General features: G+C 69.7%; 23 protein-coding genes. 14 read left to right on the top strand and 9 right to left on the bottom strand.

Annotation, left to right across the window (positions count from 1 at the left end; all coding sequences use genetic code 11):
* Positions 1-108 precede the first annotated feature (108 nt).
* Positions 109-759: a uracil phosphoribosyltransferase gene (upp, locus tag BM43_RS18970; protein ID WP_013698908.1), complete on the bottom strand. Its 651-nt coding sequence runs from the start codon at positions 757-759 to the stop codon at positions 109-111.
* Positions 760-1030: 271 nt separating this feature from the next.
* On the opposite strand from upp, the gene BM43_RS18965 reads away from it, so the two are divergent.
* Positions 1031-1810, top strand: coding sequence for an SDR family oxidoreductase (locus tag BM43_RS18965; protein ID WP_036049828.1), 780 nt, complete (start codon positions 1031-1033; stop codon positions 1808-1810).
* Positions 1811-1868: 58 nt separating this feature from the next.
* A complete protein-coding gene (locus tag BM43_RS18960) occupies positions 1869-2258 on the top strand; it encodes a methylglyoxal synthase (RefSeq protein WP_013698906.1) in 390 nt (129 codons plus the stop codon).
* Between the two features lie 79 nt (positions 2259-2337).
* On the opposite strand, the gene BM43_RS18955 is transcribed toward BM43_RS18960, so the two are convergent.
* Positions 2338-2751, bottom strand: a complete 414-nt coding sequence (locus BM43_RS18955; RefSeq protein ID WP_036049829.1) for a hypothetical protein — start codon at positions 2749-2751, stop codon at positions 2338-2340.
* Between the two features lie 251 nt (positions 2752-3002).
* On the opposite strand from BM43_RS18955, the gene BM43_RS18950 reads away from it, so the two are divergent.
* The 12 genes from BM43_RS18950 (at position 3003) to BM43_RS18890 (ending at position 18794) form a co-directional block, all read left to right on the top strand.
* Positions 3003-3977, top strand: coding sequence for a quinone oxidoreductase family protein (locus BM43_RS18950; protein WP_013698904.1), 975 nt, complete (start codon positions 3003-3005; stop codon positions 3975-3977).
* 347 nt (positions 3978-4324) lie between these two features.
* The gene (gene kdpF, locus BM43_RS18940) at positions 4325-4417 is read left to right on the top strand and encodes a K(+)-transporting ATPase subunit F (RefSeq protein WP_025096489.1); all 93 of its coding nucleotides are present in this window, start codon (positions 4325-4327) and stop codon (positions 4415-4417) included.
* On the top strand, positions 4414-6222 hold the full coding sequence (gene kdpA / locus BM43_RS18935; RefSeq protein ID WP_036049832.1) for a potassium-transporting ATPase subunit KdpA: 1809 nt from the start codon (positions 4414-4416) through the stop codon (positions 6220-6222). The genes kdpF and kdpA overlap by 4 nt, the downstream gene beginning before the upstream one ends.
* A gap of 130 nt (positions 6223-6352) precedes the next feature.
* Positions 6353-8437, top strand: a complete 2085-nt coding sequence (kdpB, locus tag BM43_RS18930) for a potassium-transporting ATPase subunit KdpB (RefSeq protein ID WP_036049834.1) — start codon at positions 6353-6355, stop codon at positions 8435-8437.
* A 12-nt stretch (positions 8438-8449) separates the two neighbouring features.
* On the top strand, positions 8450-9031 hold the full coding sequence (gene kdpC / locus BM43_RS18925) for a potassium-transporting ATPase subunit KdpC (protein ID WP_036035469.1): 582 nt from the start codon (positions 8450-8452) through the stop codon (positions 9029-9031).
* 113 nt (positions 9032-9144) lie between these two features.
* Complete coding sequence (locus BM43_RS18920; RefSeq protein WP_036049836.1) at positions 9145-12135, top strand: sensor histidine kinase; 2991 nt, start codon at positions 9145-9147, stop codon at positions 12133-12135.
* Positions 12128-12826 (top strand): two-component system response regulator KdpE, encoded by a 699-nt coding sequence (kdpE, locus tag BM43_RS18915; RefSeq protein WP_013698898.1) that lies wholly within the window; start codon positions 12128-12130, stop codon positions 12824-12826. Before BM43_RS18920 ends, kdpE begins: the two co-directional genes overlap by 8 nt.
* 199 nt (positions 12827-13025) lie before the next feature.
* Complete coding sequence (sugE, locus tag BM43_RS18910; protein WP_013698897.1) at positions 13026-13346, top strand: quaternary ammonium compound efflux SMR transporter SugE; 321 nt, start codon at positions 13026-13028, stop codon at positions 13344-13346.
* A gap of 198 nt (positions 13347-13544) precedes the next feature.
* A complete protein-coding gene (locus BM43_RS18905; protein ID WP_013698896.1) occupies positions 13545-14162 on the top strand; it encodes a DUF4126 domain-containing protein in 618 nt (205 codons plus the stop codon).
* The gene (locus BM43_RS18900) at positions 14159-16729 is read left to right on the top strand and encodes an ABC transporter permease (RefSeq protein WP_036049838.1); all 2571 of its coding nucleotides are present in this window, start codon (positions 14159-14161) and stop codon (positions 16727-16729) included. The genes BM43_RS18905 and BM43_RS18900 overlap by 4 nt, the downstream gene beginning before the upstream one ends.
* A gap of 51 nt (positions 16730-16780) precedes the next feature.
* Complete coding sequence (locus tag BM43_RS18895) at positions 16781-17194, top strand: group II truncated hemoglobin (protein ID WP_025096483.1); 414 nt, start codon at positions 16781-16783, stop codon at positions 17192-17194.
* 340 nt (positions 17195-17534) lie between these two features.
* Positions 17535-18794 carry an MFS transporter gene (locus BM43_RS18890; RefSeq protein ID WP_036049840.1) on the top strand — a complete coding sequence of 420 codons (1260 nt, stop codon included), beginning with the start codon at positions 17535-17537 and terminating at the stop codon, positions 18792-18794.
* A 112-nt stretch (positions 18795-18906) separates the two neighbouring features.
* Here the strand turns inward: BM43_RS18890 and BM43_RS18885 are convergent, their stop codons facing one another.
* The 7 genes from BM43_RS18885 to BM43_RS18855 all read right to left on the bottom strand — a co-directional run bounded on the left by BM43_RS18885 (position 18907) and on the right by BM43_RS18855 (position 26174).
* Complete coding sequence (locus tag BM43_RS18885; RefSeq protein ID WP_036049842.1) at positions 18907-20778, bottom strand: ArnT family glycosyltransferase; 1872 nt, start codon at positions 20776-20778, stop codon at positions 18907-18909.
* A 342-nt stretch (positions 20779-21120) separates the two neighbouring features.
* Positions 21121-21879 carry an SDR family oxidoreductase gene (locus BM43_RS18880; protein WP_036049843.1) on the bottom strand — a complete coding sequence of 253 codons (759 nt, stop codon included), beginning with the start codon at positions 21877-21879 and terminating at the stop codon, positions 21121-21123.
* 198 nt (positions 21880-22077) lie between these two features.
* Positions 22078-22662 (bottom strand): LOG family protein, encoded by a 585-nt coding sequence (locus tag BM43_RS18875; RefSeq protein ID WP_013698890.1) that lies wholly within the window; start codon positions 22660-22662, stop codon positions 22078-22080.
* Entirely contained in the window at positions 22659-23372 is a 714-nt protein-coding gene (locus BM43_RS18870; RefSeq protein WP_013698889.1) for a TetR/AcrR family transcriptional regulator, read from the bottom strand. The genes BM43_RS18875 and BM43_RS18870 overlap by 4 nt, the downstream gene beginning before the upstream one ends.
* 222 nt (positions 23373-23594) lie before the next feature.
* A complete protein-coding gene (locus tag BM43_RS18865; protein ID WP_088555488.1) occupies positions 23595-24164 on the bottom strand; it encodes a diacylglycerol kinase in 570 nt (189 codons plus the stop codon).
* Positions 24161-25195: a glycosyltransferase family 4 protein gene (locus BM43_RS18860; protein ID WP_036049845.1), complete on the bottom strand. Its 1035-nt coding sequence runs from the start codon at positions 25193-25195 to the stop codon at positions 24161-24163. The genes BM43_RS18865 and BM43_RS18860 overlap by 4 nt, the downstream gene beginning before the upstream one ends.
* A 43-nt stretch (positions 25196-25238) precedes the next feature.
* Positions 25239-26174, bottom strand: a complete 936-nt coding sequence (locus tag BM43_RS18855; RefSeq protein ID WP_036049847.1) for a UDP-2,3-diacylglucosamine diphosphatase — start codon at positions 26172-26174, stop codon at positions 25239-25241.
* Positions 26175-26195 lie beyond the last annotated feature (21 nt).

Genomic DNA, 26195 nt, shown 5'->3' with positions numbered 1-26195 from the left:
GCGCCCCGGATGCGGGGCGGGGGCGGCGCGAGGAGGATGGCGAGGCGGCGCGCTCGGCCGGCGGGCTTGTCCCGCCGTGAGGCGGGACAGTGGGCAAGGGCGATGCGCCTAGTTCTTGGTGCCGAACAGGCGGTCGCCGGCGTCGCCCAGGCCCGGGATGATGTAGGCGTGCTCGTTCAGGTGCGAATCGAGCGAGGCGACATAGACCTTCACGTCCGGATGCGCCTGGCGGAACACCTCGATGCCCTCGGGCGCGGCCACCAGGGCCAGGAACGAGATCCGCTCGCCGGGCACGTTGCGGCGCTTGAGCACGTCCACCGCGTGCACCGCCGAGTAGCCGGTGGCGATCATCGGGTCGCACAGGATGAAGTTGCGGTCCTCCAGGTCGGGCAGGCGCACCAGGTATTCCACCGGGCGGTGGTCGTCGGCGCGGAACACGCCGATATGGCCGACGCGCGCCGAGGGCACCAGGTCGAGCAGGCCGTCGGACATGCCGATGCCGGCGCGCAGCACCGGCACGATCGCCAGCTTCTTGCCGGCGATCACCGGCGCGTCGATCTCGACCAGCGGGGTTTCGACCCGTTTGGTGGTGATCGGCAGGTTGCGGGTGATCTCGTAGCCCATCAGCATCGTGATCTCGCGCAGCAGCTCGCGGAAGGTGCGCGTGGACGTGTCCTTGTCGCGCATGTGCGTGAGCTTGTGCTGGATCAGCGGGTGATCGAGGATGAAGAGGTTCGGAAAGCGGCTGTCCTGGGTCATGACGGGCGGCGTGCGGCAGAAAGAGGGATCGTCTGGTTCGGGGAGCGCGGCGCGGATGGCGCCGGCTCGGTGGCGCAAGTTTACCGAAGATGGCGGCCGCGATCCGGATATTATCGACCTCTCTCGCGCGGCGAGCCCGCCGGTGGTCCGGCAAGGCCGCCCGCGCCCGGCTCGCGCCGGCATGCGGGGCGGCCGGCGCGGCGGCCCCGGGCCGGCGGCGACGCGCTCCGGAGCGGCCGCGGCCGCCCACTGACTGCAAGGACAGGCTCGAATGGATCTCGGCATCGCAGGACGGACCGCGCTGGTATGCGCGGCCAGCAAGGGACTCGGACGCGGCTGCGCTCAGGCGCTGGCCGCCGAGGGCGTGAAGCTCGTGATCGTGGCGCGTACCCAGGAGACGCTCGACGCTACCGCCGAGGCGATTCGCCAGGCGACCGGTGCCGAGGTCACCGCGGTGGCCTGCGACATCACCACCGCGGCCGGGCGCGAGGCGGCGCTGGCCGCCTGCCCGCAGCCCGACATCTTGGTCACCAATGCCGGCGGGCCGCCGCCGGGCGACTTCCGCGATTTCTCGCGCGACGACTGGATCCGCGCCGTCGACGCCAACATGCTCACGCCGATCGAGCTGATCCGCGCCACCGTGGACGGCATGATCGCGCGCCGCTTCGGGCGCATCGTCAACATCACCAGCTCGGCCGTGAAGGCGCCGATCGACGTGCTGGCGCTGTCCAACGGCGCGCGCTCGGGGCTCACCGGCTTCGTGGCGGGGCTCTCGCGCAAGGTGGTCGAGCACAACGTGACGATCAACAACCTGCTGCCGGGCCTGTTCGACACCGATCGCATCAAGACCACCCTGGCGGCCTCGGCCAAGGCGGCCGGCGCCAGCGTGGACGAGGTCCGCGCGCGCCGCACCCAGGAGATCCCGGCGCGCAGGCTCGGCCAGCCCGACGAGTTCGGCGCGGCCTGCGCCTTCCTGTGCAGCGCGCATGCCGGCTATATCACCGGTCAGAACTGGCTGATCGACGGCGGTTCCTACCCCGGCACGTTCTGAACCTTGGCGGCCGGCGGCGTGCCGCCGGCCCTGTTTCCACCCACGAGGATTCACCCGCATGGAAGCACCCCGGATCGCGCTGATCGCGCACGATGCGAAGAAGGACGAAATCGTCGCGCTGACGGGCGCCTATCGCGACACGCTCGCGCAATGCACGCTGGTGGCCACCGGCACCACCGGCAGCCGGATCGCCAGCGCCCACGGGCTGGAGGTGGAGCGCAAGCTGTCGGGGCCGCTGGGCGGCGACCAGCAGATCGGCGCCGAGCTGGCCTCGGGCCGCGTCCACATGGTCATCTTCCTGCGCGACCCGATGACGGCGCAGCCCCACGACCCCGATATCAACGCCCTGGTGCGCGTGTGCGACGTGCACGACGTGCCGGTGGCCACCAACGTGGCCACCGCGCGGGTGTTGCTCGACACGCTCACGCGCACGCTGGCGAAGGGCTGAGCGCGGGCCGGGGCGCGGCCGATTCGGCGGCGGCCGCCCCGGTCGCGCCGGCACGAACCGGAGCGGTTCCCGCCGAGCCTCAGTTGGCCTGCTGTATCAGCAGGGTGGCCTGGCCGCTGTTGTCGGAGCAAACGTCATCGGACGTGTAGGCCCACAGGTTGGCGTTGCCGCTGCCGCCCACATCGACGACGATCGGCTGCTGCCTGACGGACACGCCCCAGCGAGCGTTCCCCCAGCCGCCCTGGACAATCACGCCATCGATCAGGCAGCCGGGGGTGACGTTGCCGCCGGAGCAGCTCATGCTGTCGCTCGAGAGCGACATGACGTAGCGTCCCGGCGCCAGTTGGAAGGTCGCCGGTGCGCCGTACGGCGAATTCGGGTTGAGCGCGCCCTGGATGCAGTTCTGCCTGGCGTCGATCGTGATCGAGGTGGCCGCGTTGGCGGAAACCGACGCGAGGGCGAGGAGGAAGGTGGAAATGATGGGCATGCGCATGGCTCGGATCCTTTGTTATGGGTTGAAGATGCAGCACCTTGACAAGTCGGCGCGGCTTGGCCGACCAGATCGTTAACGACGTGAACGCGTCGAACTTGACGTATTCGTGTGGATAATTCGGCGCGGGGCCGCCGCCCTCGCCGCGCCTGCCCGGCCCACCGCCTGCAAGGAATCCGCCAACGCGCGAGAATCATGCGTCCCGTCGCCAGACGGCCGGATTCCCTGAACATCCAAACCCAGGAGTAGCACGCATGCCGAAAGCAATCCGTTACGACCAGCCGGGCGGCCCGGAGGTGATGAAGTGGGTCGAGGTCGAGGTCGGCGAGCCGAAGGCCGGCGAGGTGCGCGTCAAGCATCACGCGGTCGGGCTCAACTACATCGACGTCTATTTCCGCAACGGCCTCTATCCGCAGCCGCTGCCGGGCGGGCTGGGGCAGGAGGGCGCGGGCGAGGTGGTGGCGGTCGGCGAGGGCGTGAGCGCCTTCAAGCCAGGCGATCGCGTGGCCTACACCGGCGTGCCGCCGGGCTCCTATGCCGAGGAACGGGTGCTGCCGGCCGACAAGCTGGTCAAGCTGCCCGATGCGATCGGCTACGAGGACGCCGCCTCGCTGATGCTGCAGGGCCTGACCGCGCACTACCTGCTGCGCCGCACCTACCCGGTCAAGCCGGGCGACACCATCGTGATCCACGCGGCCGCGGGCGGTGTCGGGCTGCTGGTCTGCCAGTGGGCCAAGGCGCTCGGCGCGACCGTGATCGGCACCGTCGGCTCGGAGGAGAAGGCGGAGCTGGCGCGCGCCTTCGGCTGCGACCACCCGGTGGTCTACACGCGCGAGAACCTGGCCGAGCGCGTCAAGGCGATCACCAACGGCGCGGGCGTGCCGGTGGTCTACGACTCGATCGGCAAGGACACCTATCTGCAGTCGCTCGACAGCCTCGCGCCGCTGGGCCTGTTCGTCAGCTTCGGCAATGCCTCGGGCCCGCTGCCGGCGATCGACTCGAAGGAGTTCTCCTCGCGCGGCTCGCTGTTCTTCACGCGGCCCACGCTGTTTACCTACATCGCCAAGCGCGCCGACCTCGAACAGGGCGCGGCCGAATTGTTCGAGGCGGTCGGCTCGGGCAAGGTCAGGACCAACGTGCGCCAGCGCTACCCGCTGGCGCGCGTGGCCGATGCGCATCGCGATCTCGAGGCGCGCCGCACCACGGGCTCGACCATCCTGCTGCCCTGAGCCTCGCCCGGCTTCCCTCGTCGTTCCCGCACGCGCGCCGCCCGGCGCGCGCGTTTCGCGGTGGCAGGCCCCTGCCGCCGTGCTTCTGATCTACCCGCCCGCGCTGTTTCCGCCGCCTTTCCCGCTCCGTCCCCACCTCGCGTTTACGCGTTTTTTACACACCCGCTCCGAGCTTTGACCCGCCCTTTACGCGCATTCCCATAAGGTTGCATCCGTTCGAACAGGAACACGGAGAACACAACAATGGATGCGCTGTACGTAGGCGGTCTCGCACTGTTTTCGGTGCTGATCGTCGCGCTCGTCGCGGGGTGCGACAAGCTCTCGCAATATGGTCGCGGGGGGCGTCAATGAACTGGATGCTGTGGCTCGCGGGGCTGTCGACCGCGCTGTTGTTCGCTTATCTGGTCTACGCGCTGCTGCGCGCGGAGGATATCGAATGAATGCGAACAACCTCTTGCAGGCGGGGATCTTCCTCGTCGTGCTGCTGGCGCTGGCGGTGCCCGTCGCCGGCTACCTGACGCGCGTGATGGATGGCTCCTCGCGCGTGCTGCGCGTGTTCGGCCCGCTCGAACGCGCCTTGTTCCGGATCGCCGGGGTCGATGCCGGCGCCGAGATGTCGTGGAAGCAGTACGCGCTGGCGGCGATCGCCTTCAACGTGCTGGGCGTGTTCTTCCTCTACCTGCTGCTGCGCATCCAGCAATGGCTGCCCGGCAACCCGCAGCAGTTCGCGCCGATGACGGTGGACGGCGCCTTCAATACCGCGGTCAGCTTCGTCACCAACACCAACTGGCAGGACTACTCGCCCGAGCAGACGGTCAGCTACCTGACCCAGATGCTGGGCCTGACGGTGCAGAACTTCCTGTCGGCGGCCACCGGGATCGTGGTGGTGGTCGCGCTGATCCGCGGCTTCGCGCGTCATACCGCGAAGACCATCGGCAACTTCTGGGTCGACCTCACGCGCGTGACGCTCTACGTGCTGGTGCCGATGTCGATGGTGGTGGCGGGCGTGCTGATGAGCCAGGGCGTGATCCAGAACTTCCGCGCCTATACCGACGTGCCGACCCTGCAGGCCAGCAGCTACCAGGCGCCCAAGCTCGACGCGCAGGGCAACCCGGTCAAGGACGACAAGGGCAATCCGGTGACGGTGGCCACGCCGCTCAAGACGCAGACCATCGCGATGGGCCCGGTCGCCTCGCAGGAGGCGATCAAGATGCTCGGCACCAACGGCGGCGGCTTCTTCAACGGCAATTCGGCGCACCCGTTCGAGAACCCGACGCCGTTCTCGAACTTCGTGCAGATCCTCTCGATCCTGATCCTGCCTGCCGCGCTCTGCCTGGTGTTCGGCCGCATGATCGGCGACCGCCGGCAAGGCGTGGCGGTGCTCGCGGCGATGACGGTGGCCTTCGCGGTGGCGGTGGGCATCGAGGCCGGGTCCGAGCAGCGCGGCAACCCGAGCTTCAGCGCGCTGCACGTCGACCAGTCCTCCGGCGCGCTGCAGGCCGGCGGCAACATGGAAGGCAAGGAAACCCGCTTCGGCATCGCCCAGACCAGCCTGTTCGTGGTGGCGACCACGGCCGCCTCGTGCGGCGCGGTGGACGGCGCGCACGATTCGCTGACGCCGGTCGGCGGCCTGGTGCCGATGCTGCTGATCCAGCTCGGCGAGGTGATCTTCGGCGGGGTCGGCTCGGGCCTGTACGGGATGCTGGTGTTCGCGCTGCTGGCGGTGTTCGTGGCGGGCCTGATGATCGGCCGCACGCCCGAGTACGTCGGCAAGAAGATCGAGTCCTACGAGATGAAGATGGTGTCGATCGTGGTGCTGCTCACGCCGCTGCTGGTGCTGGTGGGCACCTCGATCGCGGTGCTCGCCGACGCGGGCCGCGCGGGGATCGCCAACCCTGGCCCGCACGGCTTCTCGGAGATCCTCTACGCGTTCAGCTCGGCGGCCAACAACAACGGCAGCGCGTTCGCCGGGCTCACGGTGAGCACGCCGTTCTACAACTGGCTGACGGCGATCGCGATGTGGTTCGGCCGCTTCGGCACGATCGTGCCGGTGCTGGCGATCGCCGGCTCGCTGGCGGCCAAGAAGCGCATCGCCGCCACCAGCGGCACGCTGCCCACGCACGGCCCGCTGTTCGTGGTGCTGCTGCTCGGCTCGGTGCTGCTGGTGGGCGCGCTCACCTACGTGCCGGCGCTCGCGCTCGGCCCGGGCGTCGAGCATCTGATGCTGTTCTCGGGCAGCCACTGAGGACGCGCCCGGGCGGGGCGGCGGCCGCGTGCCGCCGCTCGCCTGCCTGGGCGAACCCACGCGACACAGGCAACAGGAACACGGGAAACAAGGTATCCGCGCATCGTTCGCGATGCCATCGAGGATCACGATGAATCAACATTCCGCTACACGATCGATGTTCGACCCGGCGCTGCTGCGCCCGGCGATCGTCGAGTCGTTCAAGAAACTCACGCCGCGCACGCAGTTCCGCAATCCGGTGATGTTCTGCGTCTACGTCGGCAGCGTGCTGACCACGATCCTCTGGATCGCGGCCCTGCTCGGCCAGGCCGAGGCGCCGGCCGGCTTCATCCTGGCGGTCACGCTGTGGCTCTGGTTCACGGTGCTGTTCGCGAACTTCGCCGAGGCGCTGGCCGAGGGCCGCTCGAAGGCCCAGGCGGCCTCGCTGCGCAGCGCCAAGAAGGATGTGATGGCCAAGAAGCTCAACGAGCCGCATCCGAAGTCGCCGATCCGCATCACCACCGCCAGCGACCTGCGCCGCGGCGACGTGGTGCTGGTCGAGGCCGGCGACACCATTCCCGCCGACGGCGAGGTGGTCGACGGCGTGGCCTCGGTCGACGAATCGGCGATCACCGGCGAATCGGCGCCGGTGATCCGCGAATCGGGCGGCGACTTCTCCTCGGTGACGGGCGGCACGCGCGTGCTGTCCGACTGGATCGTGGTGAAGGTCACGGCCAACCCGGGCGAGGCCTTCCTCGACCGCATGATCGCCATGGTGGAAGGCGCCAAGCGCCAGAAGACGCCCAACGAGATCGCGCTGACCATCCTGCTGGTGGCGCTGACCATCGTGATGCTGCTGGCCACCGCCACGCTGCTGCCGTTCTCGATCTTCTCGGTCGACGCGATGAAGGCCGGCCACGTGGTGACCATCACCGCCCTGGTGGCGCTGCTGGTGTGCCTGATCCCGACCACCATCGGCGGGCTGCTGTCCGCGATCGGCGTGGCCGGCATGAGCCGCATGATGCAGGCCAACGTGATCGCCACCTCGGGCCGCGCGGTCGAGGCGGCCGGCGACGTCGACGTGCTGCTGCTCGACAAGACCGGCACCATCACGCTCGGCAACCGCCAGGCGTCCGAGTTCCTGCCGGCTTCGGGCGTGACCGAAGAGGCGCTGGCCGATGCCGCGCAGCTCTCCTCGCTGGCCGACGAGACCCCGGAAGGGCGCAGCATCGTGGTGCTGGCCAAGACCCGCTTCAACCTGCGCCAGCGCGACATGGCCGCCCTGCAGGCTACCTTCATCGGTTTCTCGGCGCAGACCCGCATGAGCGGCGTCGACCTGCCGGATCGCGAGATCCGCAAGGGCGCGGCCGATGCGATTCGCCAGTATGTGGAGATGCACGGCGGGCGTTTCCCCGAGGACGTGCGGCGCGCCGTCGACGAGGTGGCCCGCAAGGGCAGCACGCCGCTGGTGGTGGCCGAGCGCCAGGGCGGCGGCGCGCGCGTGCTGGGCGTGATCGAGCTGAAGGACATCGTCAAGGGCAGCATCAAGGAGCGCTTCGCCGAACTGCGCAAGATGGGCATCAAGACCGTGATGGTGACCGGCGACAACCGCCTGACCGCGGCGGCGATCGCGGCCGAGGCCGGGGTCGACGACTTCCTCGCCGAGGCCACCCCCGAGACCAAGCTCGCGACCATCCGCGAGCACCAGTCGGCGGGCCGGCTGGTGGCGATGACGGGCGACGGCACCAACGACGCGCCGGCGCTGGCCCAGGCCGACGTGGCGGTGGCCATGAACACCGGCACCCAGGCGGCCAAGGAAGCCGGCAACATGGTCGACCTCGACTCGAACCCGACCAAGCTGATCGAGATCGTCGAGATCGGCAAGCAGATGCTGATGACGCGCGGCTCGCTGACCACCTTCTCGATCGCCAACGACGTCGCGAAGTATTTCGCGATCATCCCGGCGGCTTTCGCGACCACCTATCCGCAGCTCAATGCGCTGAATGTGATGCATCTGGCCACCCCGACCTCGGCCATCATGTCGGCGGTGATCTTCAATGCGCTGATCATCGTCGCGCTGATTCCGCTGGCGCTCAAGGGCGTGCGCTACCGCGCGCTCGGCGCGGCCACCCTGCTGCGCCGCAACCTGCTGGTCTACGGGCTCGGCGGGATCCTGGTGCCGTTCGTCGGCATCAAGCTGATCGACATCGTGCTCGCCGCCCTCGGCTGGGTATAAGGAAGCTTCGCCATGAAATCCATGTTTCGTCCGCTCGTCGTCCTGTTCGCGGTGCTGACCGCCGTCACGGGGCTCGTCTATCCGGCGGTGATGACCGCCTTCGGCTCGGTGGCCTTCCCGTCGCAGGCGGGCGGCAGCCTGATCGAGCAAAACGGCAGGACGGTCGGCTCCGCGCTGATCGGCCAGCCCTTCGATGCGCCGCGATACTTCTGGGGCCGCCTGTCGGCCACCAGCCCGATGCCGTACAACGCCCAGGGGTCGAGCGCCTCGAACCTCGGCCCGACCAACCCGGCGCTGGCCGACCAGGTCAAGGGCCGGCTCGACGCGCTCAAGGCGGCGGGCACCGACATGTCGCAGCCGGTGCCGGTCGACCTGGTGACCGCCTCGGGCAGCGGCCTGGACCCGGAGATCAGCCCGGCCGCCGCGGCCTACCAGGTCGAGCGCGTCGCTCGCGCGCGCGGCCTGTCGGCCGACGCGGTGCGCCAACTGGTCGACGCCAACACCAAGGGCCGCCAGTTCGGCCTGCTCGGCGAGCCGCGCGTGAACGTGCTGGCGTTGAACCTGGCCCTCGACTCGACGAAGTCCGCGCACTGACCTGACCGGCACGGACTTCATTTGCGGCGCGGCACTCCCGCGCCGCCTTTTCTTTTTCCGGGATTTGGCACGACAATGAAGCGCCTCCCGACAACCGGCGCGCGCCAATCCGCATGAACCGTCCCGATCCCGACCAGCTTCTCGACAAGATCCAGCGCGAGGAGGAGAGGCAGCAGCGCGGCCGGCTGAAGATCTTCTTCGGCGCCTCGGCCGGCGTCGGCAAGACCTACGCGATGCTGCAGGCCGCCCGCGCGCGCGCCGACGAGGGCGTGGACGTGCTGGTGGGCATCGTCGAGACGCATGGGCGGCGCGAGACCGCGGCGCTGGTCGAGGGGCTCGAGCTGCTGCCGCCGCTGGCGGTCTCGCATCGCGGCCGCGAGCTGGCCGAGTTCGACCTCGACGCGGCGCTGGCGCGTCGTCCGCAATTGGTGCTGGTCGACGAGCTGGCCCATTCGAACCTGCCGGGCTCGCGCCACCTGAAGCGCTGGCAGGACGTGCACGAGCTGCTCGACGCCGGCATCGACGTCTACACCACGGTCAACGTCCAGCACCTGGAGAGCCTCAACGACGTGGTCGGCGCGATCACTGGCATCCGCGTCTGGGAGACCGTGCCCGATCGCGTGTTCGACGCGGCCGACGAGGTCACCCTGGTCGACCTGCCGGCCGAGGAACTGCTGGAGCGCATGCGCGACGGCAAGGTCTACATGGCGCAGCAGGCCGAGCGGGCGGTGCGCAACTTCTTCCGCAAGGGCAACCTGATCGCGCTGCGCGAGCTGGCGCTGCGCCGCACCGCCGATCGCGTCGACGCGCAGATGCGCGAGTACCGCGCCGATCGCTCGATCGCCCGCATCTGGCAGGCGCGCGAGCGGCTGCTGGTGTGCGTCGGGGCGGGCCCCGAGGCGCCCACCCTGGTGCGCGCGGCGGCGCGCCTGGCGGCCGGGCTGAAGGCCGACTGGATCGCCGTCTATGTCGAGACGCCGCGCTCGCAGCGGCTCGACGATGCGCGCCGGCGCCGCCCGCTCGATGCGCTCAAGCTGGCGGCCGAGCTCGGCGCCGAGACCGTGACGCTGGCCGGCGCCGACCCGGTGGCCGCGCTGATCGGTTATGCGCAGGTGCGCAACGTCTCGAAGCTGGTGGCCGGCGGCTCGCCGCGCACCGGCCTGCTGCGGCGCCTGGCGCGACCGTTCGGCGAGCGGCTGGCCGAGCGTGCCGGCGATCTCGACCTGATGCTGCTGCGCACCTCGGCGCAGGACGACCCGCGCCACGGCGAGTCCGACGCGGGCGTGCGCGCCTGGCGCGAGGCCTTCTCGCGGCTGGCCGGCGAACGCTCGCCGCCGCGCCACTACGTGACGGCCGCGCTGATCTGCGCGGCCCTGACCGGTGTGGCCGCCATCGCGCAGGCGCGCCTGGACCTGACCAACCTGGTGATGCTCTACCTGCTCGGCGTGGTGTTCAGCGCGGTCAGGCTCGGGCGCGGACCGGGCGTGATGCAGTCCTTCCTGTCGGTGGCGGCCTTCGATTTCTTCTTCGTGCCGCCGCGCATGTCGCTGTCGGTCAGCGATACACAGTACCTGCTGACCTTCTTCGGCATGCTGCTGACATCGCTGGTGATCAGCCACCTGACCTCCAGCCTGACGCGCTCGGCCGGCGTGGCCGAGCGGCGCGAGCGGCGCACCGGCGCGATGTATGCGATGGCGCGCGAGCTGGCCGCCGCGCTCGCCGCCGAGCAGATCGTCGAGATCGGCAGCCGCCACGTGGCCGAGGTGTTCCGTGCGCGCGTGGCGATGCTGCTGCCCGACGGCGCCGACCAGGTACGCCAGAAGATCGAGAATCCCGACGAGGCGGTGACGCTGACCGGCGCCTCGCTCGATACCGATGTCGGGCAGTGGGTCTATGACCAGCAGAAGCCGGCCGGGCGCGGCACCGACACGCTGCCCGCGGCACTGGCGCGCTACCTGCCGCTGAAGGCGCCGATGCGCACGCGCGGCGTGCTGGCGGTGGTCACGCAGGACAGCCGCGAGCTCGACGCGCCCGAGCAGCAGCGCATGCTCGATGCCTTCGCCGCGCAGATCGCGCTGGCGCTCGAGCGTGTGCATTACGTCGAGATCGCGCGCGACGCGCTGGTCAGCATGGAATCGGAACGGCTGCGCAATTCGCTCCTGTCGGCGATCTCGCACGACCTGCGCACGCCGCTGACCACCATCGTCGGTTTCTCGTCGATGCTGGCCGGCATGCATGCCGATGCGGCCAGGGCGAAGGCGGGCGCGACGGCAGCGGCGGATCCGGCGGCCTTGCCGGCGGCGGCCGGCGCCCACGAGGCTGCCGCCGGCGACCAGCCCACCGACCGCGAGCACGAGCTGGTCGAGGCGATCCACGACGAGGCGCTGCGCATGACCGGCATCGTCACCAACCTGCTCGACATGGCGCGGCTGCAGGCCGGCAGCCTGCAGCTCAAGCGCCAGTGGTCGCTGCTGGAGGAGACGGTGGGCGCCGCGCTGGCGGCCTGCAAGCGCGTGCTCGCGCGCCACCCGGTGCAGGTGCGGCTGCCGGCCGACCTGCCGCTGCTGCAGACCGATGCGGTGCTGATGGAGCGGCTGTTCGCCAACCTGTTCGAGAACGCCGCCAAGTACACGCCGCCCGGCACGGGCCTGACGATCGGCGCCGAGGCGATCGAGGAGGACGGCAAGCCCTTCGTGCGCGTGAGCGTCGACGACCATGGCCCGGGCCTGCGCGCCGGCATGGAGGCGCGCATCTTCGACAAGTTCACGCGCGGCGAGAAGGAATCGGCCACGCCCGGCATCGGGCTGGGCCTGGCGATCTGCCGGGCGATCGTCGACGCGCACGGCGGTAGAATCGGCGCGCGCAACCGGCTCGCGCCGGACGGCTCGGTGGCCGGCGCGAGCTTTTGGTTCACGCTGCCGGTCGACGCGCCGCCGCCCGTGCCCGATGTCGACGAGGCGGACGCGATCGACGAGGCCGAGGACGTCGACGCGATCGACGCGCCCCGGCGCGACGACCAGGCCGCCGGCTCGCGCCATGTGCCCGGTGCCGCCGATGCCGGGGCGCCGCTTTCGCCATCCCCCAAGAATGCCGACCATGAGTGAACCGACGCTGACCGTCGTCCTGATCGAAGACGAAAAACAGATCCGCCGCTTCGTGCGCACCGCGCTCGAGGCCGAGGGCATCGCGGTGTTCGACGCGGAAACCGGCAAGCAGGGGCTGATCGAGACCGCCACCCGCAAGCCCGACCTGGTGATCGTCGATCTCGGCCTGCCCGATACCGACGGGCTGGACGTGATCCGCGAGCTGCGCGGCTGGTCCGAGCTGCCGGTGATCGTGCTGTCGGCGCGCACGCGCGAGGACGAGAAGGTGGCCGCGCTCGACGCCGGCGCCGACGACTACCTGACCAAGCCGTTCGGCGTGTCCGAGCTGCTGGCGCGGATCCGCGCCCACCTGCGCCGGCGCAACCTGGGCGGGGCCAACGACACGCCGAGCGTGAGCTTCGGCGCGGTCAAGGTCGACCTGGCGCTGCGCATCGTCACGCGCGGCGGCGAGCCGGTGCATCTCACGCCGCTCGAATACCGGCTGCTGGCCACCCTGGTGCGCCATGCCGGCCGCGTGCTGACCCACCGCCAGTTGCTGCGCGATGTGTGGGGGCCTTCGCATGTCGAGAGCCATCATTACCTGCGCATCTACATGGCGCATTTGCGCCAGAAGCTCGAGGCCGATCCGGCGCAGCCGGAGCACATCGTGACGGAAACCGGGGTGGGCTACCGGCTGGTCGGCGCGGCCTGAGCGTAGGCGATCGCAATAGGGCAGGGAGCAGGGCGCCAGGCGCTGTTGCCCCGATTTTCCATCGACATCCCCTGTCGCCGGCAGGGGTGTCGCTGCCATTTCGTAAGCACTTTGTTATAATCCGCAACTGCCCGGGACGCCCCGGCGCGTCAATTGAATCCACGGGGACGGCCCCGTCCTTCCCAGTGGAGTTATCCCCATGTCCTGGATCCTGCTTTTCATCGCCGGTCTTCTCGAAATCGCCTGGGCAGCCGGCATGAAGTCGTCCGAAGGTTTCACGCGGCTCTGGCCGTCGGTCTTCACCATCGTCACCGCGATCGGCAGCTTCGTGCTGCTCGCCGTGGCCATGCGCCAGTTGCCGCTCGGCACCGCCTACGCGGTGTGGACCGGCATCGGCGTGGTCGGTGCCTTCATCTTCGGGGTGCTGCTGATGGGCGAGGCCGTCACCTTCGCGCGCGTGGCGAGCGCCTCGCTGATCGTGATCGGGCTGATCGGCCTGAAGCTGTCCTCGGCCGCCTGAGTTCCTGCCCGCGCCGGCGCCGTTGCGCGCCGGGCACGGCCTCGGGAGGTTCCCGAGCGGCGCGTGCTGCGCCGCGTCTATAATGCAGGAACATTCTCTCGGAAATACGCCGCCGGCCGCCCGTCCGGGCGCCGGCGGCGCTTCCGTTCAGCCGGCCGCCGCGCCGGCAGGCGCGTACCACGCGCAAGGAGACCGCACATGGTCGAGGCCATTTCGCTCGGCGCGGGGCTCGCCTGGGCGAGCGGACTGCGCCTCTATCTGACGGTACTGATCGCCGGCGTGCTGGCGCGTACCGGCCTCGTGCACCTGCCCGACACGCTGACGGTGCTGATGTCTCCCTGGGTGATCGGCGCCGCCGCCGTGCTGGCGATCGCCGAATTCCTCGCCGACAAGATCCCCGCCTTCGATTCGCTCTGGGACGCGATCCATACCTTCATCCGGATTCCGGCCGGCGCCGTGCTGGCCGCCGGCGCGCTCGGTCATGCCGATCCCGCCATGCTGGCGGTGGCAGGCCTGGCCGGCGGCACCCTGGCCGGCTCGGCCCATGTCGCGAAGGCCGGCACGCGCGCGCTGATCAACCTCTCGCCCGAGCCGATCTCGAACTGGATCGCCTCGGCCACCGAGGATGGCCTGGTATTCGCGGGCCTCGCGCTGGCCTTCTTCGTGCCGCTGCTGTTCCTGCTGCTGATGGTCGGCTTCGTCGCCTTCGCGGCCTGGGCACTGCCCCGGCTCTGGCGCGGCGTGTCGGGCGGGTTCCGCGGCATGGCGCACCAGATGGTGTCGCGTTTCAATTCACTCGGGGGCAAGCGGGATTGACCAAGCAGCATGAAGCAGGGCGCGCCGCGCGCGGCGCGCGTCTCACGCCGGGCGAACTGGTACGGCAATCGATCCGGATGACGATGCGCGACTGGCGCTCGGGCGAGCTGACCCTGCTCGTGCTGGCGCTGGTGCTGGCGGTCGCCGCGCTGACCAGCGTCGGTTTCCTGTCCGACCGGCTGCGCCAGGGGCTCGAGCGCGATGCGCGCCAGATGCTCGGCGCCGATTTCGTGGTGCGCGCCGATCATCCCGTCGATCCGTCTTTCGCCGCCGCCGCGCGCGCCGACGGCCTCGCCACCGCCTCCACGGCGATCTTTCCCAGCATGGTCGGCGGCACCGGCGCGAACGCGCCGTCGCGGCTGGCGGCCGTGAAGGCCGTGTCGAGCAGCTATCCGTTGCGCGGGCGGGTCGAGATCGCGGGTACCGCGAGCGCGCCGGGGCGCCCGGCCGAGTCGATCCCCGCGCCCGGCACCGTGTGGGCCGATCCGGCGCTGCTCGACGCGCTGCACCTGAAGGTCGGCGACGCGGTGCGCGTCGGCCAGCGCACTTTCAGCATCTCGGCCGCGATCACGCGCGAACTCGATCGCGGCTTCTCCTTCGTCAATTTCTCGCCGCGCCTGATGCTGCGCGAGGACGAGCTCGCCTCGACCGGGCTGGTCGGCTATGGCAGCCGCGTGACCTATCGCCTGCTGGTGGCGGGCTCCGATGCGGCGGTGGCGCGCTTCGCCGAGCTCGCGCACCAGCGCGTGGACGGCGGCAAGCTGCGCGGCGTCGCGCTCGAATCGCTGCAGGAAGGGCAGCCGCAGGTGCGCGAGACGCTCGATCGCGCGCGTCACTTCCTGACCCTGGTGTCGCTGCTCACGGCGCTGCTGTCGGCGGTGGCGATCGCGATGGCCGCGCAGCGCTACATGCGCCGCCATCTCGACGGCTGCGCGGCGATGCGCTGCCTCGGCACCAGCCAGCGCACGCTGGCCGGGCTGTTTACGCTCGAATTCATCGCGCTCGGCCTGGGCTCGGGCCTGCTGGGCGCGGCGCTCGGCTACGCGGGCCACCTCGCCTTGCTGGCCGCGCTGGGCAGCCTGATCGACGTGGTGCTGCCGCAGCCGGGCATGGTGCCCGCGCTGGTCGGTATCGGCGCCGGCCTGGTGCTGCTGCTGGGTTTCGCGCTGCCGCCGCTGATGCCGCTCACGCGCGTGCCGCCGGTGCGCGTGCTGCGCCGCGAGTGGGGCGAGGCGGGCCGCACCGCCTGGCTCGGCTACGCGCTCGGCGTGCTGCTGTTCGCGGCGCTGCTGGTGGCGGCGGCCGGCAACCTGCGGCTCGGCCTGATCGTCGCGGGCGGCTTCGCCGGCGCGCTGGTGCTGTTCGCGGCGCTGGCGCGCGCCACCTTGTGGCTGGCCGCGCGCGCGGTGCGCGACGCGCGGGTCGGCGCCGGGCTCGGCTGGCGTTACGCGATCGCCTCGCTGCACCGGCGCGGCGGCGCCAGCGCGCTGCAGATCACCGCGCTCTCGCTCGGCCTGATGTGCCTGCTGCTGATCTCGATCACGCGCGACGACCTGGTCGCCGGCTGGCGCAAGTCCACGCCGCCCGATGCGCCGAACCAGTTCCTGATCGACATCCAGCCCGACCAGCGGCCCGACGTGGTGCGCTACCTCGCCTCGCACGGCATCGACGACGCGCCGCTGCAGCCGATGGTGCGCGGCCGCCTGGTCGCGATCGACGGCAAGCCGGTGAATCCCGACAGCTATCCCGACGCGAACGCGCGCCGGCTGGTCGACCGCGAATTCAATCTCTCGTACACGACCCAGCTGCCCGACGACAATCGCGTCGTCGAGGGCCGCTGGTTCAGCGATTCGCCCAAGCCGCAGATCTCGATCGAGGCGGGGCTGGCCAAGACGCTCGGCGTGAAGCTTGGCGACACACTGCGCTTCGACGTCACCGGCCTGACTGTCGATGCGCCCGTCACCAGTATCCGCAAGCTCGACTGGGGCACCTTCCGCGTCAACTTCTTCGTGCTGATGCCGCCGGCCGCGCTGCAGGATTTCCCGGCCATGTACATCACCAGCTTCCACCTGCCGCCCGGACGCGCGCGCCTGATCGACGGCCTGATCGCGCGCCAGCCCGGCATCACGGCGATCGACGTGGCGCCGATCCTGGCGCAGATCGAGCGCGTGCTGCTGCAGGTGGTGGGTGCGGTGCAACTGCTGTTCGGCTTCACGCTGGCCGCCGGCATCCTGGTGCTGTACACCGCGCTGGCCGGCAGCCGCGACGAGCGCGCGCGCGAGGCCGCGCTGCTGCGCGCGCTGGGCGCCTCGCGCAAGCAGGTGGGGGCGGTGCAGCGCGCCGAGTTCGTGATCGTCGGCACGCTGGCTGGCGTGTGCGCGGCGGCCGGCGCGCTGGCGATCGGCTCGGTGCTGGCCACCCTCGTGTTCCAGTTCGAGCTGGCGCTCAATCCCTGGGTGGTGCCGGCCGGTATCGCGGCGGGCATCGTCTGCGCGGGCGCGGCCGGCTGGTGGAGCCTGCGCGCGGTGCTGTCGCGCCCGGCGCTGCGCACCCTGCGCGACGCCTGAGCGCGGCGACTGCGGTATCGTTGCGCTTTTCCGTGGATCGAGTATCGAGGCATGACTGACGATGTAAGCGACGAGGACGCGCAATCGAAACCGAGCGCGTTCGAGCTGGTGGGCGGCGAGGCGCGGGTGCGCGAGCTGATCGACCGTTTCTACGACCTGATGGACCTGGAGCCCGAGTTCGCGGGCATCCGCGCGCTGCATCCGGCCTCGCTCGAGGGCTCGCGCGACAAGACCTTCTGGTTCCTGTGCGGCTGGCTGGGCGGCCCCGACCACTACGTGAGCCGTTTCGGCCACCCGCGGCTGCGCGCGCGGCACCTGCCGTTCCCGATCGGCAGCTCGGAGCGTGACCAGTGGCTGCGCTGCATGGCCTGGGCGATGGAGGACATCGGCCTGGACCTGCCGCTGCGCGAGCGCCTGATGCATTCGTTCTACGACACGGCCGACTGGATGATCAACCGCCGCTGAGCGGCGCGACGCGATCGAGGAGACAGCCCATGCACGAGCCGGTGCATGGGCTTTTTTCATGCATCCGTCCCTCGATGTTTTCTTTGACAAACGCTCTTACGATATATATCTTTCGATATGTTTTTCGATATCCAGGCGCGAGAGGCGGGCTTGCCGCCATCCTGAGCTCGACCGAATGTCGGCGAAATCTGGACGCTTCGGCCGCAAGATAGGCGCGATGCGCCGCTCCGCGCGGGATATCGAGGCGGGCGGCGCGGCCGCCCAGACAAGGATCGACGATCAACCCCGAAACGCGTGGCGCTGGTGCCGCGCGTTTTTCCGATGGAGCGCAAGCAATCCAATGACAATCACGCTCAACCCGTTGCGCGAACGCACCCTGCTGTGGCTGCTCGCGCTCACGCAGTTCACCGTCATCATGGACTTCATGGTGATGATGCCGCTCGGCCCGCAGATCATGCATGCCTTCGCCATCACGCCGGCGCAGTTCGCCTCGGCCGTTTCGGCGTATTCGCTGTGCTCGGGGCTGTCCGGCCTGTTCGCGGCCACCTATATCGACCGCTTCGACCGGCGCCGCCTGCTGCAGGCGACCTACGCGCTGTTCGCGCTCTCGAACCTGGCCTGCGCGCTCGCCGGCAATTTCCACCTGCTGCTGCTGGCGCGGGCCTTCGCGGGGCTCACCGGCGGCGTGCTCGGCGCGATCGTGATGGCGATCGTCAGCGACGTGATCCCGGTGGCGCGCCGCGGCGCGGCCACCGGCGTGATCATGACCGCCTTCTCGATGGCCGCGATCGGCGGCGTGCCGGCCGGCGTGCTGCTGGGCGCGCACTTCAGCTGGAGCGCGCCGTTCCTGCTGCTGGTGGTGCTGTCGGTGGTGATCTGGCTGGTCGGCACACGCGTCGTGCCGCCGCTGGCCGAGCATGTCGGGCAACCCACGCCGCTGTCGCGGATCCTGCCGCAGTTGTTCAGCCTGCTCAGCCTGCCGCGCCACCTGAAGGCCTTCGCGCTGACCTTCGTGATGATGTCCGGCCACATGCTGGTGATCCCCTTCATCTCGCCGATGCTGGTCGCCAATCACGGCGTGCAGCCGCAGCAGCTGTCCTGGCTCTACATGGCGGGCGGCGCGGCCACCTTGCTCACCTCGCGCTGGATCGGCCGGCTCTCCGATCGCTACGGCAAGCGCCAGATGTTCCGCGTGACGGCGGTGGTGTCGATGCTGCCGGTGCTGCTCGTCACGCACCTGCCGGCCATGCCCTTCGTGGTGCTGATCGCCTTCTTCGGCTTCTTCATGGTGGCGATGTCGGGCCGGATGGTGCCGATGCAGGCCCTGCTCACCACCGTGCCGGAGCCCGCGCGGCGCGGCGCCTTCCTCAGCGCGAACAGCGCCGTGCAGGCGCTGGGCATGGGGATCGGCGCCTGGGTTGGCGGGCTGCTGCTGGCGAACGGGCCGAACGGCACGATCGTCGGTTACGGCTCCAACGGCTGGCTGGCGGTGATCATGACGCTGATCACCATCGTCTGGGTCGCGCACGTGAAGGGTTCGGGGCACGACACGCCGATGCCGGCCGGGCCGCAGCCGGCCGCGGCGGTGGCCGAATCCTGAGCATCGAGGGCGTGCCGGGCGAGCGGGCATGAGCGCCCGGCACGCATGACGACAAAGGGCGCCACATTCATCACGTGGCGCCCTTTGTCATGGCGCAGGCGGTGCAAGCGGTTCAGTGGCCCGGCGTGTCGTCCGGCGTGCGCACGTAGACGCGCAGCAGTTCGTCGTCGTCGCCGGGGCGCGCGCCCTGCCAATACGGCTCCCACTCGTCGCCGAGCTTCGGCGCGACCGAGCGCGGGCTCTGCACGATCAGCCAGGTGCAGTTCGTCTGGTTCGGATCGGTGACGGGACGGTGCTCGATGTCGGCGAAATAACGCAGCATCGGGGCTTCCGATTCGCCGAGCCCGAGGCTCGCCATGCAGTCGCCCTCGTTCCATTGCTGGGCCAGGCTGCGATCGAGGTCGACGAACACCGAGCGATAGCTCTTCGCCGCGTCGAGCCAGGGCAGCAGCAGGGTGAAGATCAGGCCCCAGACCAGCACCACGCCGGCGGTCCAGGACAGCGCGCCGCGCCACTTGCCGGTCGAGCGCAGCCAGGGCAGCAGCCAGACCCAGCCGAGGGTCAGCGCCAGGCCGGCGAAGGCGAAGGGCAGTTGCAGCGGCGTGGTCCAGTCGAGCGGCAGCCAGCGGCCGAGCCAGCGGATCGGCTCGCGCGAGGCGTGATACGAGGTGACGATCGACCAGACATACCAGGCATAGATCGCCACCGCGCCGAACACCAGCCGGCTGGCGTAATCCCAGCATTGCGCGAGGCGACGCGGCAGACGCTCGACGGCGTTGGCCGCGAGCAGCGCGAGCGGCGCGATGAAGGGCAGGATGTAGAGCTGTCGCGAGGTGGCCGACATCTGCAGCACCATCATGCCGATCCCGCCGAACAGGGTGGGCAGCGCCACCGCGGGTTCGCGCCAGGCGCGCCAGCGCCCGGCCGCGAGCGCGTAGGCGGCCAGCGGCCCGACCGGGAAGCCGACCGTCAGCAGCGCGCGCCAGATGAACAGCGGCTTGTCGTTCTCGGCGCCGAGCTCGGCCACCGAGAAGCCGAAGAAGCGCCCCACGTTGTTGTCCCAGAACCAGGTCATGAACAGCGTTTCCGAGCGCATCAGCAGCGCGATTGGCCAGATCAGCGCGAACGGCGCGAGCACCAGGCCCGCGATGCCGAGCGAGCGGAAGAAGGCGCGGCCGCGGCAGGCCGGATACAGCACCATCACGGCGGCGAGCGTCGCGCCGAACACCAGCGGCACGAACAGGCCCTTGGCCATCAGCGCCATGCCCACGCCCAGGCCGAAGCCGGGCGCCGCGAAGCGGCTCGCGCGACGGCGCATGACCGCCTCGCCGACCAGTTCGAGCAGCGAGGCGAAGGCGATCGCGGCGCCGGCCATCAGCGCCACGTCGGTCATCATGTCGTGGACGTGCTTGACCACCACCAGGGTGCCCGCGCAAAGCGCGAGCGGGCCGAGCACCTTGAGGTCCAGCCAGCGCGGCGCACCGCTGGCGATGCGCGCGGCGCGGGCGGTGAAGCCGAAGGCGAGCGCGGCGAACAGCGCGCTGGCCAGGCGCGCCGCATCGTGCAGCGGCAGGTAGCGGCCGAACAGCCAGGCCAGCGTGGCGGCGGTCCAGTCGTAGAGCGGCGGTTTCTCCATGAAGGGCTGGCCGGCATTGCTCGGCACCACCAGGTCGCCGGTGTCGAGCATGTGCTGGATGATGCCGAAGGTATAGGTCTCGTCCTGCTTCCACGGATCGTGGCCGACGATGCCGGGCAGCAGGTAGGCGCAGGCGATCGCGATGGCCAGCGCCCAGACGCGCCAGCCGGCCTGCGCGAACGCGGCGGGCCAGCCGGGCGCGTCCGCGGCGGTATTGGACCAGGGCAGCCTCAGGCCCGGCGCGGCGCGGCGGCCGGCGCCCGACGAGCTGTCCTGGGGCTGGACGGCATGACGAATCGGGGCGCGCGCGGACGAGCGCGGGCCGCCGGGAGTGGAAGGTCCCTGCATCGAAAAACGTCTCAGAAGTCGGTGGTTCGACCGGCTGCCTGGCTCGGTCGATTGTCGTGCCGTGAGGAAGGCGGGATGGCGGTGCGAGCCGCGATGGTCGCTAGTAGACCATGTTTTTATTACGGCTTGTTACGAAAACTGTCGCCCGAATGTGCGATTTTTTCGCGCATGTGCTGTTTTGTGATTTGTACGTTTGCGCTGTCGTTTTCGCGACACAGGGCGAGGGCGGCCGCGGCCCGTGCGCCGGGCGGAATCGCCCGTCCGTCATGGCGCCAGGCGCGAGCGGCGAGGCGCGCCGGCGCCGATCCTGGCCGCGCCTGCGCTCACCGGCAAATCAAGCCCTCAACGTCCGCCGCCGACGTCGACCAGGGTGCCTGTCACGTAGGACGCGGCATCGCCGAGCAGCCAGACGATCGCCTCGGCCACCTCGTCGGCGCGGCCCGGGCGGCCGATCGGCGTCTGCGCGCCGAGCCGCGCCGCGCGATCGGGCTGGCCGCCGCTGGCATGGATCTCGGTGTCGATCAGGCCGGGCCGCACGGCGTTGACGCGCACGCCGTGTGGCGCGAGTTCCTTGGCCAGGCCCAGCGTGAGCGTGTCGACGGCGCCCTTGGAGCCGGCGTAGTCGACATATTCGTTCGGCGAGCCGAGCCGCGCGGCCAGCGAGGAGACATTGACGATCGCGCCGCCGCGGCCGCCGCGATCGGTCGGCAGGCGCCGCGCCGCCTCGCGCGCGCAGAGGTAGGCGCCCAGCACGTTGACCTCGAACATGCGCGTGAGGCGCGTCAGCTCCATCTCGGCGAGCGGCTGCGGCGCGGCGACGATGCCGGCGTTGTTGACCAGCGCGTCGAGCGGGCCGAGTTCGCGCTCGACATGATCGAACATGGCGATCACCTCGGCTTCGACGGCCACGTCGCCGCGCACGGTGGTGACGCGCGCGCCGCCAGCGCGCAACTCGTCGGCCAGCGCTTCGGCCGCCGCGGCGTCGCGCGCGTAGTTGATGCCGACGGCCCAGCCGCGCGCGGCGAGCAGGCGCGCGGTGGCGGCGCCGATACCGCGGCTCGCGCCGGTGACGAGGACGACCTTGCTGTTCGATGCGGACATGACGAAGCGACTCCCGGTGAATGAGGGCTGAGGGGGACGATGGCGGGGGCGAACGACGGGACGGCGCGCTGGCGCTGCGTCACGCGAGGCCGCCAGGGGAAGACGATACCGGCCGGCGCGAGAGCGCGCCAGCCGGCATGGCGATGAAGCGAAGGGGAAACGCGAGGATGGCCGGGGCGGCTTGCCCGGCCGGAAGACTCAGGGCGCCTCGCCTACCGGCGTCCACTTGTCGCGCGTGGGCGGCTGGTAGCGGCGCAACTGGTCGAGCAGGCCTTCGGGGTTCGCGTCGATGCAGAGCGACTCCACGTAACTGCCCGCCATGAAACCTTCCTCGACGGTATGCCGCAGCATCGTGACGAGCGGGTCGTAGAAGCCCTCGACGTTGAGCAGGGCCACCGGCTTGCGGTGATAACCGAGCTGGGCCCAGGTATAGACCTCGAAGAACTCCTCGAGCGTGCCGGCGCCGCCGGGCATCGCGACGAAGGCATCGCTGAGGTCGGCCATCATCTTCTTGCGGTGATGCATGTCGGGCACCACGTGCAGCTCGGTCAGGCCGTGATGGCCGACTTCCTTGTCGACCAGCAGCTTGGGTATCACGCCGATCGCGCGGCCGCCGGCGGCCAGCACCGCGTCGGCGATGATGCCCATCAGGCCGACCCGGCCGCCGCCATAGACCAGCGTCAGGCCGGCCTGCGCCAGCGCCTGGCCGAAGGCGCGCGCGGCCTCGGCATAGACGCCGCGGGTGCCCGCCGAGGAGCCGCAGTAGACACAGACCGACTTCATGATTTCGCGTCCTTGGGCGCGCCGCGAGGCGGCAGGTAGTCGTGGAATTCGCGCTTGGGCAGCTTGCCGGAAACCAGGTCGTCGAAGATCTGCCGCGAGCGGCCGCGCAGGTACGGCGCCATCACCGAGATCACGTGCATGCTGACCTGATGCAGTTCGTCGCGGATCGCGTCCTGGTCGTTGTACTTGCGCGGGTGCATCACGTATTGGTACGAGAGCCAGTAGGTGGAGATCACCGCCATGTTGGTGGCGATCACCTCGATCTCGGCCGGCGTGGCCACCAGCTCCTCGTCGGACACCAGCAGCTCGCACATCTCGCGCGCGAAGCGCACCTTGTGGCTGATGATCTGCTTGAAGTGGGTTTCCAGCGTGCGGTTGCGCGCCAGCAGGTCGTTCAGGTCGCGATACAGGAACCGGTAGGTCCACATGAAATCGGCCATGTACTGCAGATAGGACCAGGTCTCGTCGATGGTCGGACGATGGTCCTCGGGGAAGCGCAGTCGCCGTTCGATCTGCTGCTCGAACTGGGCGAAGATGCTGTTGATGATGTCGTCCTTGTTGCGGAAATGGTAGTACAGGTTGCCTGGACTGATTTCCATTTCCTCGGCGATCGTGGTGGTGGTGACGTTCGGCTCGCCGATCTCGTTGAATAGCTTCAACGACAGCTCGAGGATCCGTTCACGCGTGCGGCGGGGAGGTTTCGCTTCCATGTGTCGTCCGGCCCTGAATGTGCCGGACTGGCGGGCGCTGCATGAGGATGCTGCGTAGTTGTCCGGCTCGGGTTAGCTGTTTTCGAGACTATCGGTCGATTATAAACGGTCGTTCGCTTTCTCGGCGCTTTTCGTCGCACGAGCGGAACAATGGGAAAAGCAGGCGCCGATCGTTGCCGGCGCGGAACGAATCGGCAAGGATCGGCGCGCGTCGATGAAGAATCAGTGGCCGAGCCAGCGCGACACCACCGGCCAGAGGATGAAGCCCCAGGTGGTCAGGCAGGCGCCGAGCGCGACCGTGACGGCCGCGCTGCCGAGGTCCTTGGCGCGTTTCGAGAGCTCGTGGCGCTCCAGCGAGATCCGGTCGATTGCCGCTTCCACGCTGGAGTTCAGCAGTTCGACGATCAGCACCAGCAGCACTGAGCCGATCAGCAGCGCATGCGAAACCGCGTCGACCGGCATGAACAGGCCGACTGGCACGAGGATCGCGGCGAGCGTCAATTCCTGGCGGAACGCGCTCTCCTCGCGGATCGCCACGCGAAAGCCGTTGACCGAATGCTTGAGCGCGTACCAGGCGCGCGTGAGCCCGCGATTGCCCTTGTAGGGGTTCGGCGGCAGCGGCGCGAGCGGGTCGTCGGTGCCGAGCGGCTCGTGATGCTCGTGCCCGTCGTGCGCATCGTGGGAATCGTTATCGGCATGCGGATCGCGCGCGAACGCGGCGGCGTTCAGCGCGGGACGGCGCAGCGGCGACGGGGACGGAGCGGGCGCTTTCGCGCGCGTGGCAGGTTTCAAACGGCGGCGCCTTGAGGTTGGGAGCTGGCGGTGTTCGGCAGCGGCTTCAGGTGCGAGGCGAACTGCTCGGAGGCGGCGCGCCACGAGAAGCGCTCGGCCCATTCGCGCGCGGTGGCGCGATCGATCTTCAGCGCTTCCAGGCAGGCCTCGCGCAGGTCCTCGTTCATCGCGCCGGCGTGACCGCCGCCAAGCACGTCGACCGGGCCCGTCACCGGATAGGCCGCCACCGGCGTGCCGCAGGCGAGCGCCTCGAGCAGCACCAGGCCGAAGGTGTCGGTCTTGCTCGGGAACACGAACACGTCGGCCGCCGCGTAGACCTTGGCGAGTTCCGCCTGCGACAGCACGCCAAGATAATTCGCCTCAGGATAGCGTGATTTCAGCTCGGCCAGCGCGGGGCCTTCGCCCGCCACCCACTTCGAGCCGGGCAGGTCGAGCTTCAGGAAGGCCTCGACGTTCTTCTCGATCGCCACGCGCCCCACGTAGAGGAAGATCGGGCGCGCGGTGTTCAGCACCTTCGATTCCATCGGTTCGAAGATGTCGAGGTCGACGCCGCGGGTCCACAGCACCACGTTGTCGAAGCCGAAGGATTCCAGGTCCTGCTTGACCACCGGGGTGGGCGCCATCACCGCCAGCGAGGCACCGTGGAACCAGCGCAGGAAGCGGTAGGTGGCCGACAGCGGGATGCCGAAGCGCGCCTGCACGTATTCGGGAAAGCGCGTGTGATAGGCGGTGGTGAAGGGCAGCTTGTGGGCGCGCGCGTAGCGGCGCGCGGCCATGCCGAGCGGGCCTTCGGTGGCGATGTGCAGCGCGTCGGGCGCGAACGCGTCGATGCGCGCGCGCAGCTTGCGATACGGGAACAGCGACAGGCGGATCTCGGGATACGTCGGGCAGGGGATGGTGCGGAATTCCAGCGGCGTGAGCAGCTCGACGCGATGGCCGAGCGCGCTCAGCTCGCGCGAGGTGCTCTTCAGGGTACGCACGACGCCGTTGACTTGCGGCTCCCACGCATCGGTGACGATCATGATCTTCATGCAGGCATTCCTGTAGGGTGCGGGACGCGGGACAGCAGGGGGCTCACGCGGTGGCCTTCGCCTTGCGCGAGGTGGTGACGGGCGGCGACTGCATCACCGTCCAGTAGACGATCTTCAGCTCGCCCTCCATGGTCTCGACCAGCGCCGACAGGCTCTCCACCCAGTCGCCGTCGTTGCAGTACAGCACGCCGTCGATGTCGCGGATCTCGGCCTTGTGGATATGGCCGCATACCACGCCGTCGCAGCCGCGGCGGCGCGCCTCGTCGGTCATCACGTTCTCGAACGAGGAGATGAAGTTCACGGCGTTCTTGACCTGGTGCTTCAGGTATTGCGACAGCGACCAGTACTGGAAGCCGAGCCGGCTGCGGATCCGGTTGAACCAGCGGTTCAGCACCAGGATCAGCGTGTAGGCGGTGTCGCCCAGGTAGGCGAGCCACTTGGCATGCTGGATCACGCCGTCGAACAGGTCGCCGTGGACGATCCAGAGGCGCTTGCCGCCCAGCGTGGTGTGGAAGGCCTCGCCGCGCACCTGGATGTCGCCGAAGGCGAGGTCGCAGAACTGGCGCGCCGCCTCGTCGTGGTTGCCGGGGATGTAGATCACCTGGGTGCCCTTGCGCGCCTTGCGCAGGATCTTCTGCACCACGTCGTTGTGCGCCTGCGGCCAGTACCAGCCCTTGCGCAACTGCCAGCCGTCGATGATGTCGCCGACCAGGTACAGGTACTCGGAATCGTTGTGGCGCAGGAAGTCGAGCAGGTAGGGCGCCTGGCAGCCGCTGGTGCCGAGATGGATGTCGGACAGCCAGATGGTGCGGTAGCGATGCGCGGGTCCGTCGGATTCGTCGTGATGGCCGGCGCTGGCGCTGGCCGGTGGCGGCAGGCTCGCGTCACCGCCGGCCGTGCCGGAGAGGAACGCCGAGGCTGCCGCGCGGGCGCCGGCCGGGTCTTGGAAGAAGGTAGTCGCGGACGTTTTGAGGCCCATGCGTGACTCGCGCCGGTTGGG

The sequence above is a fragment of the Burkholderia gladioli genome (assembly GCF_000959725.1).
GTDB lineage: Bacteria > Pseudomonadota > Gammaproteobacteria > Burkholderiales > Burkholderiaceae > Burkholderia > Burkholderia gladioli.
Note: the sequence above shows the minus strand (reverse complement) of the source record. Positions and strands in the feature narration are given on the sequence as shown.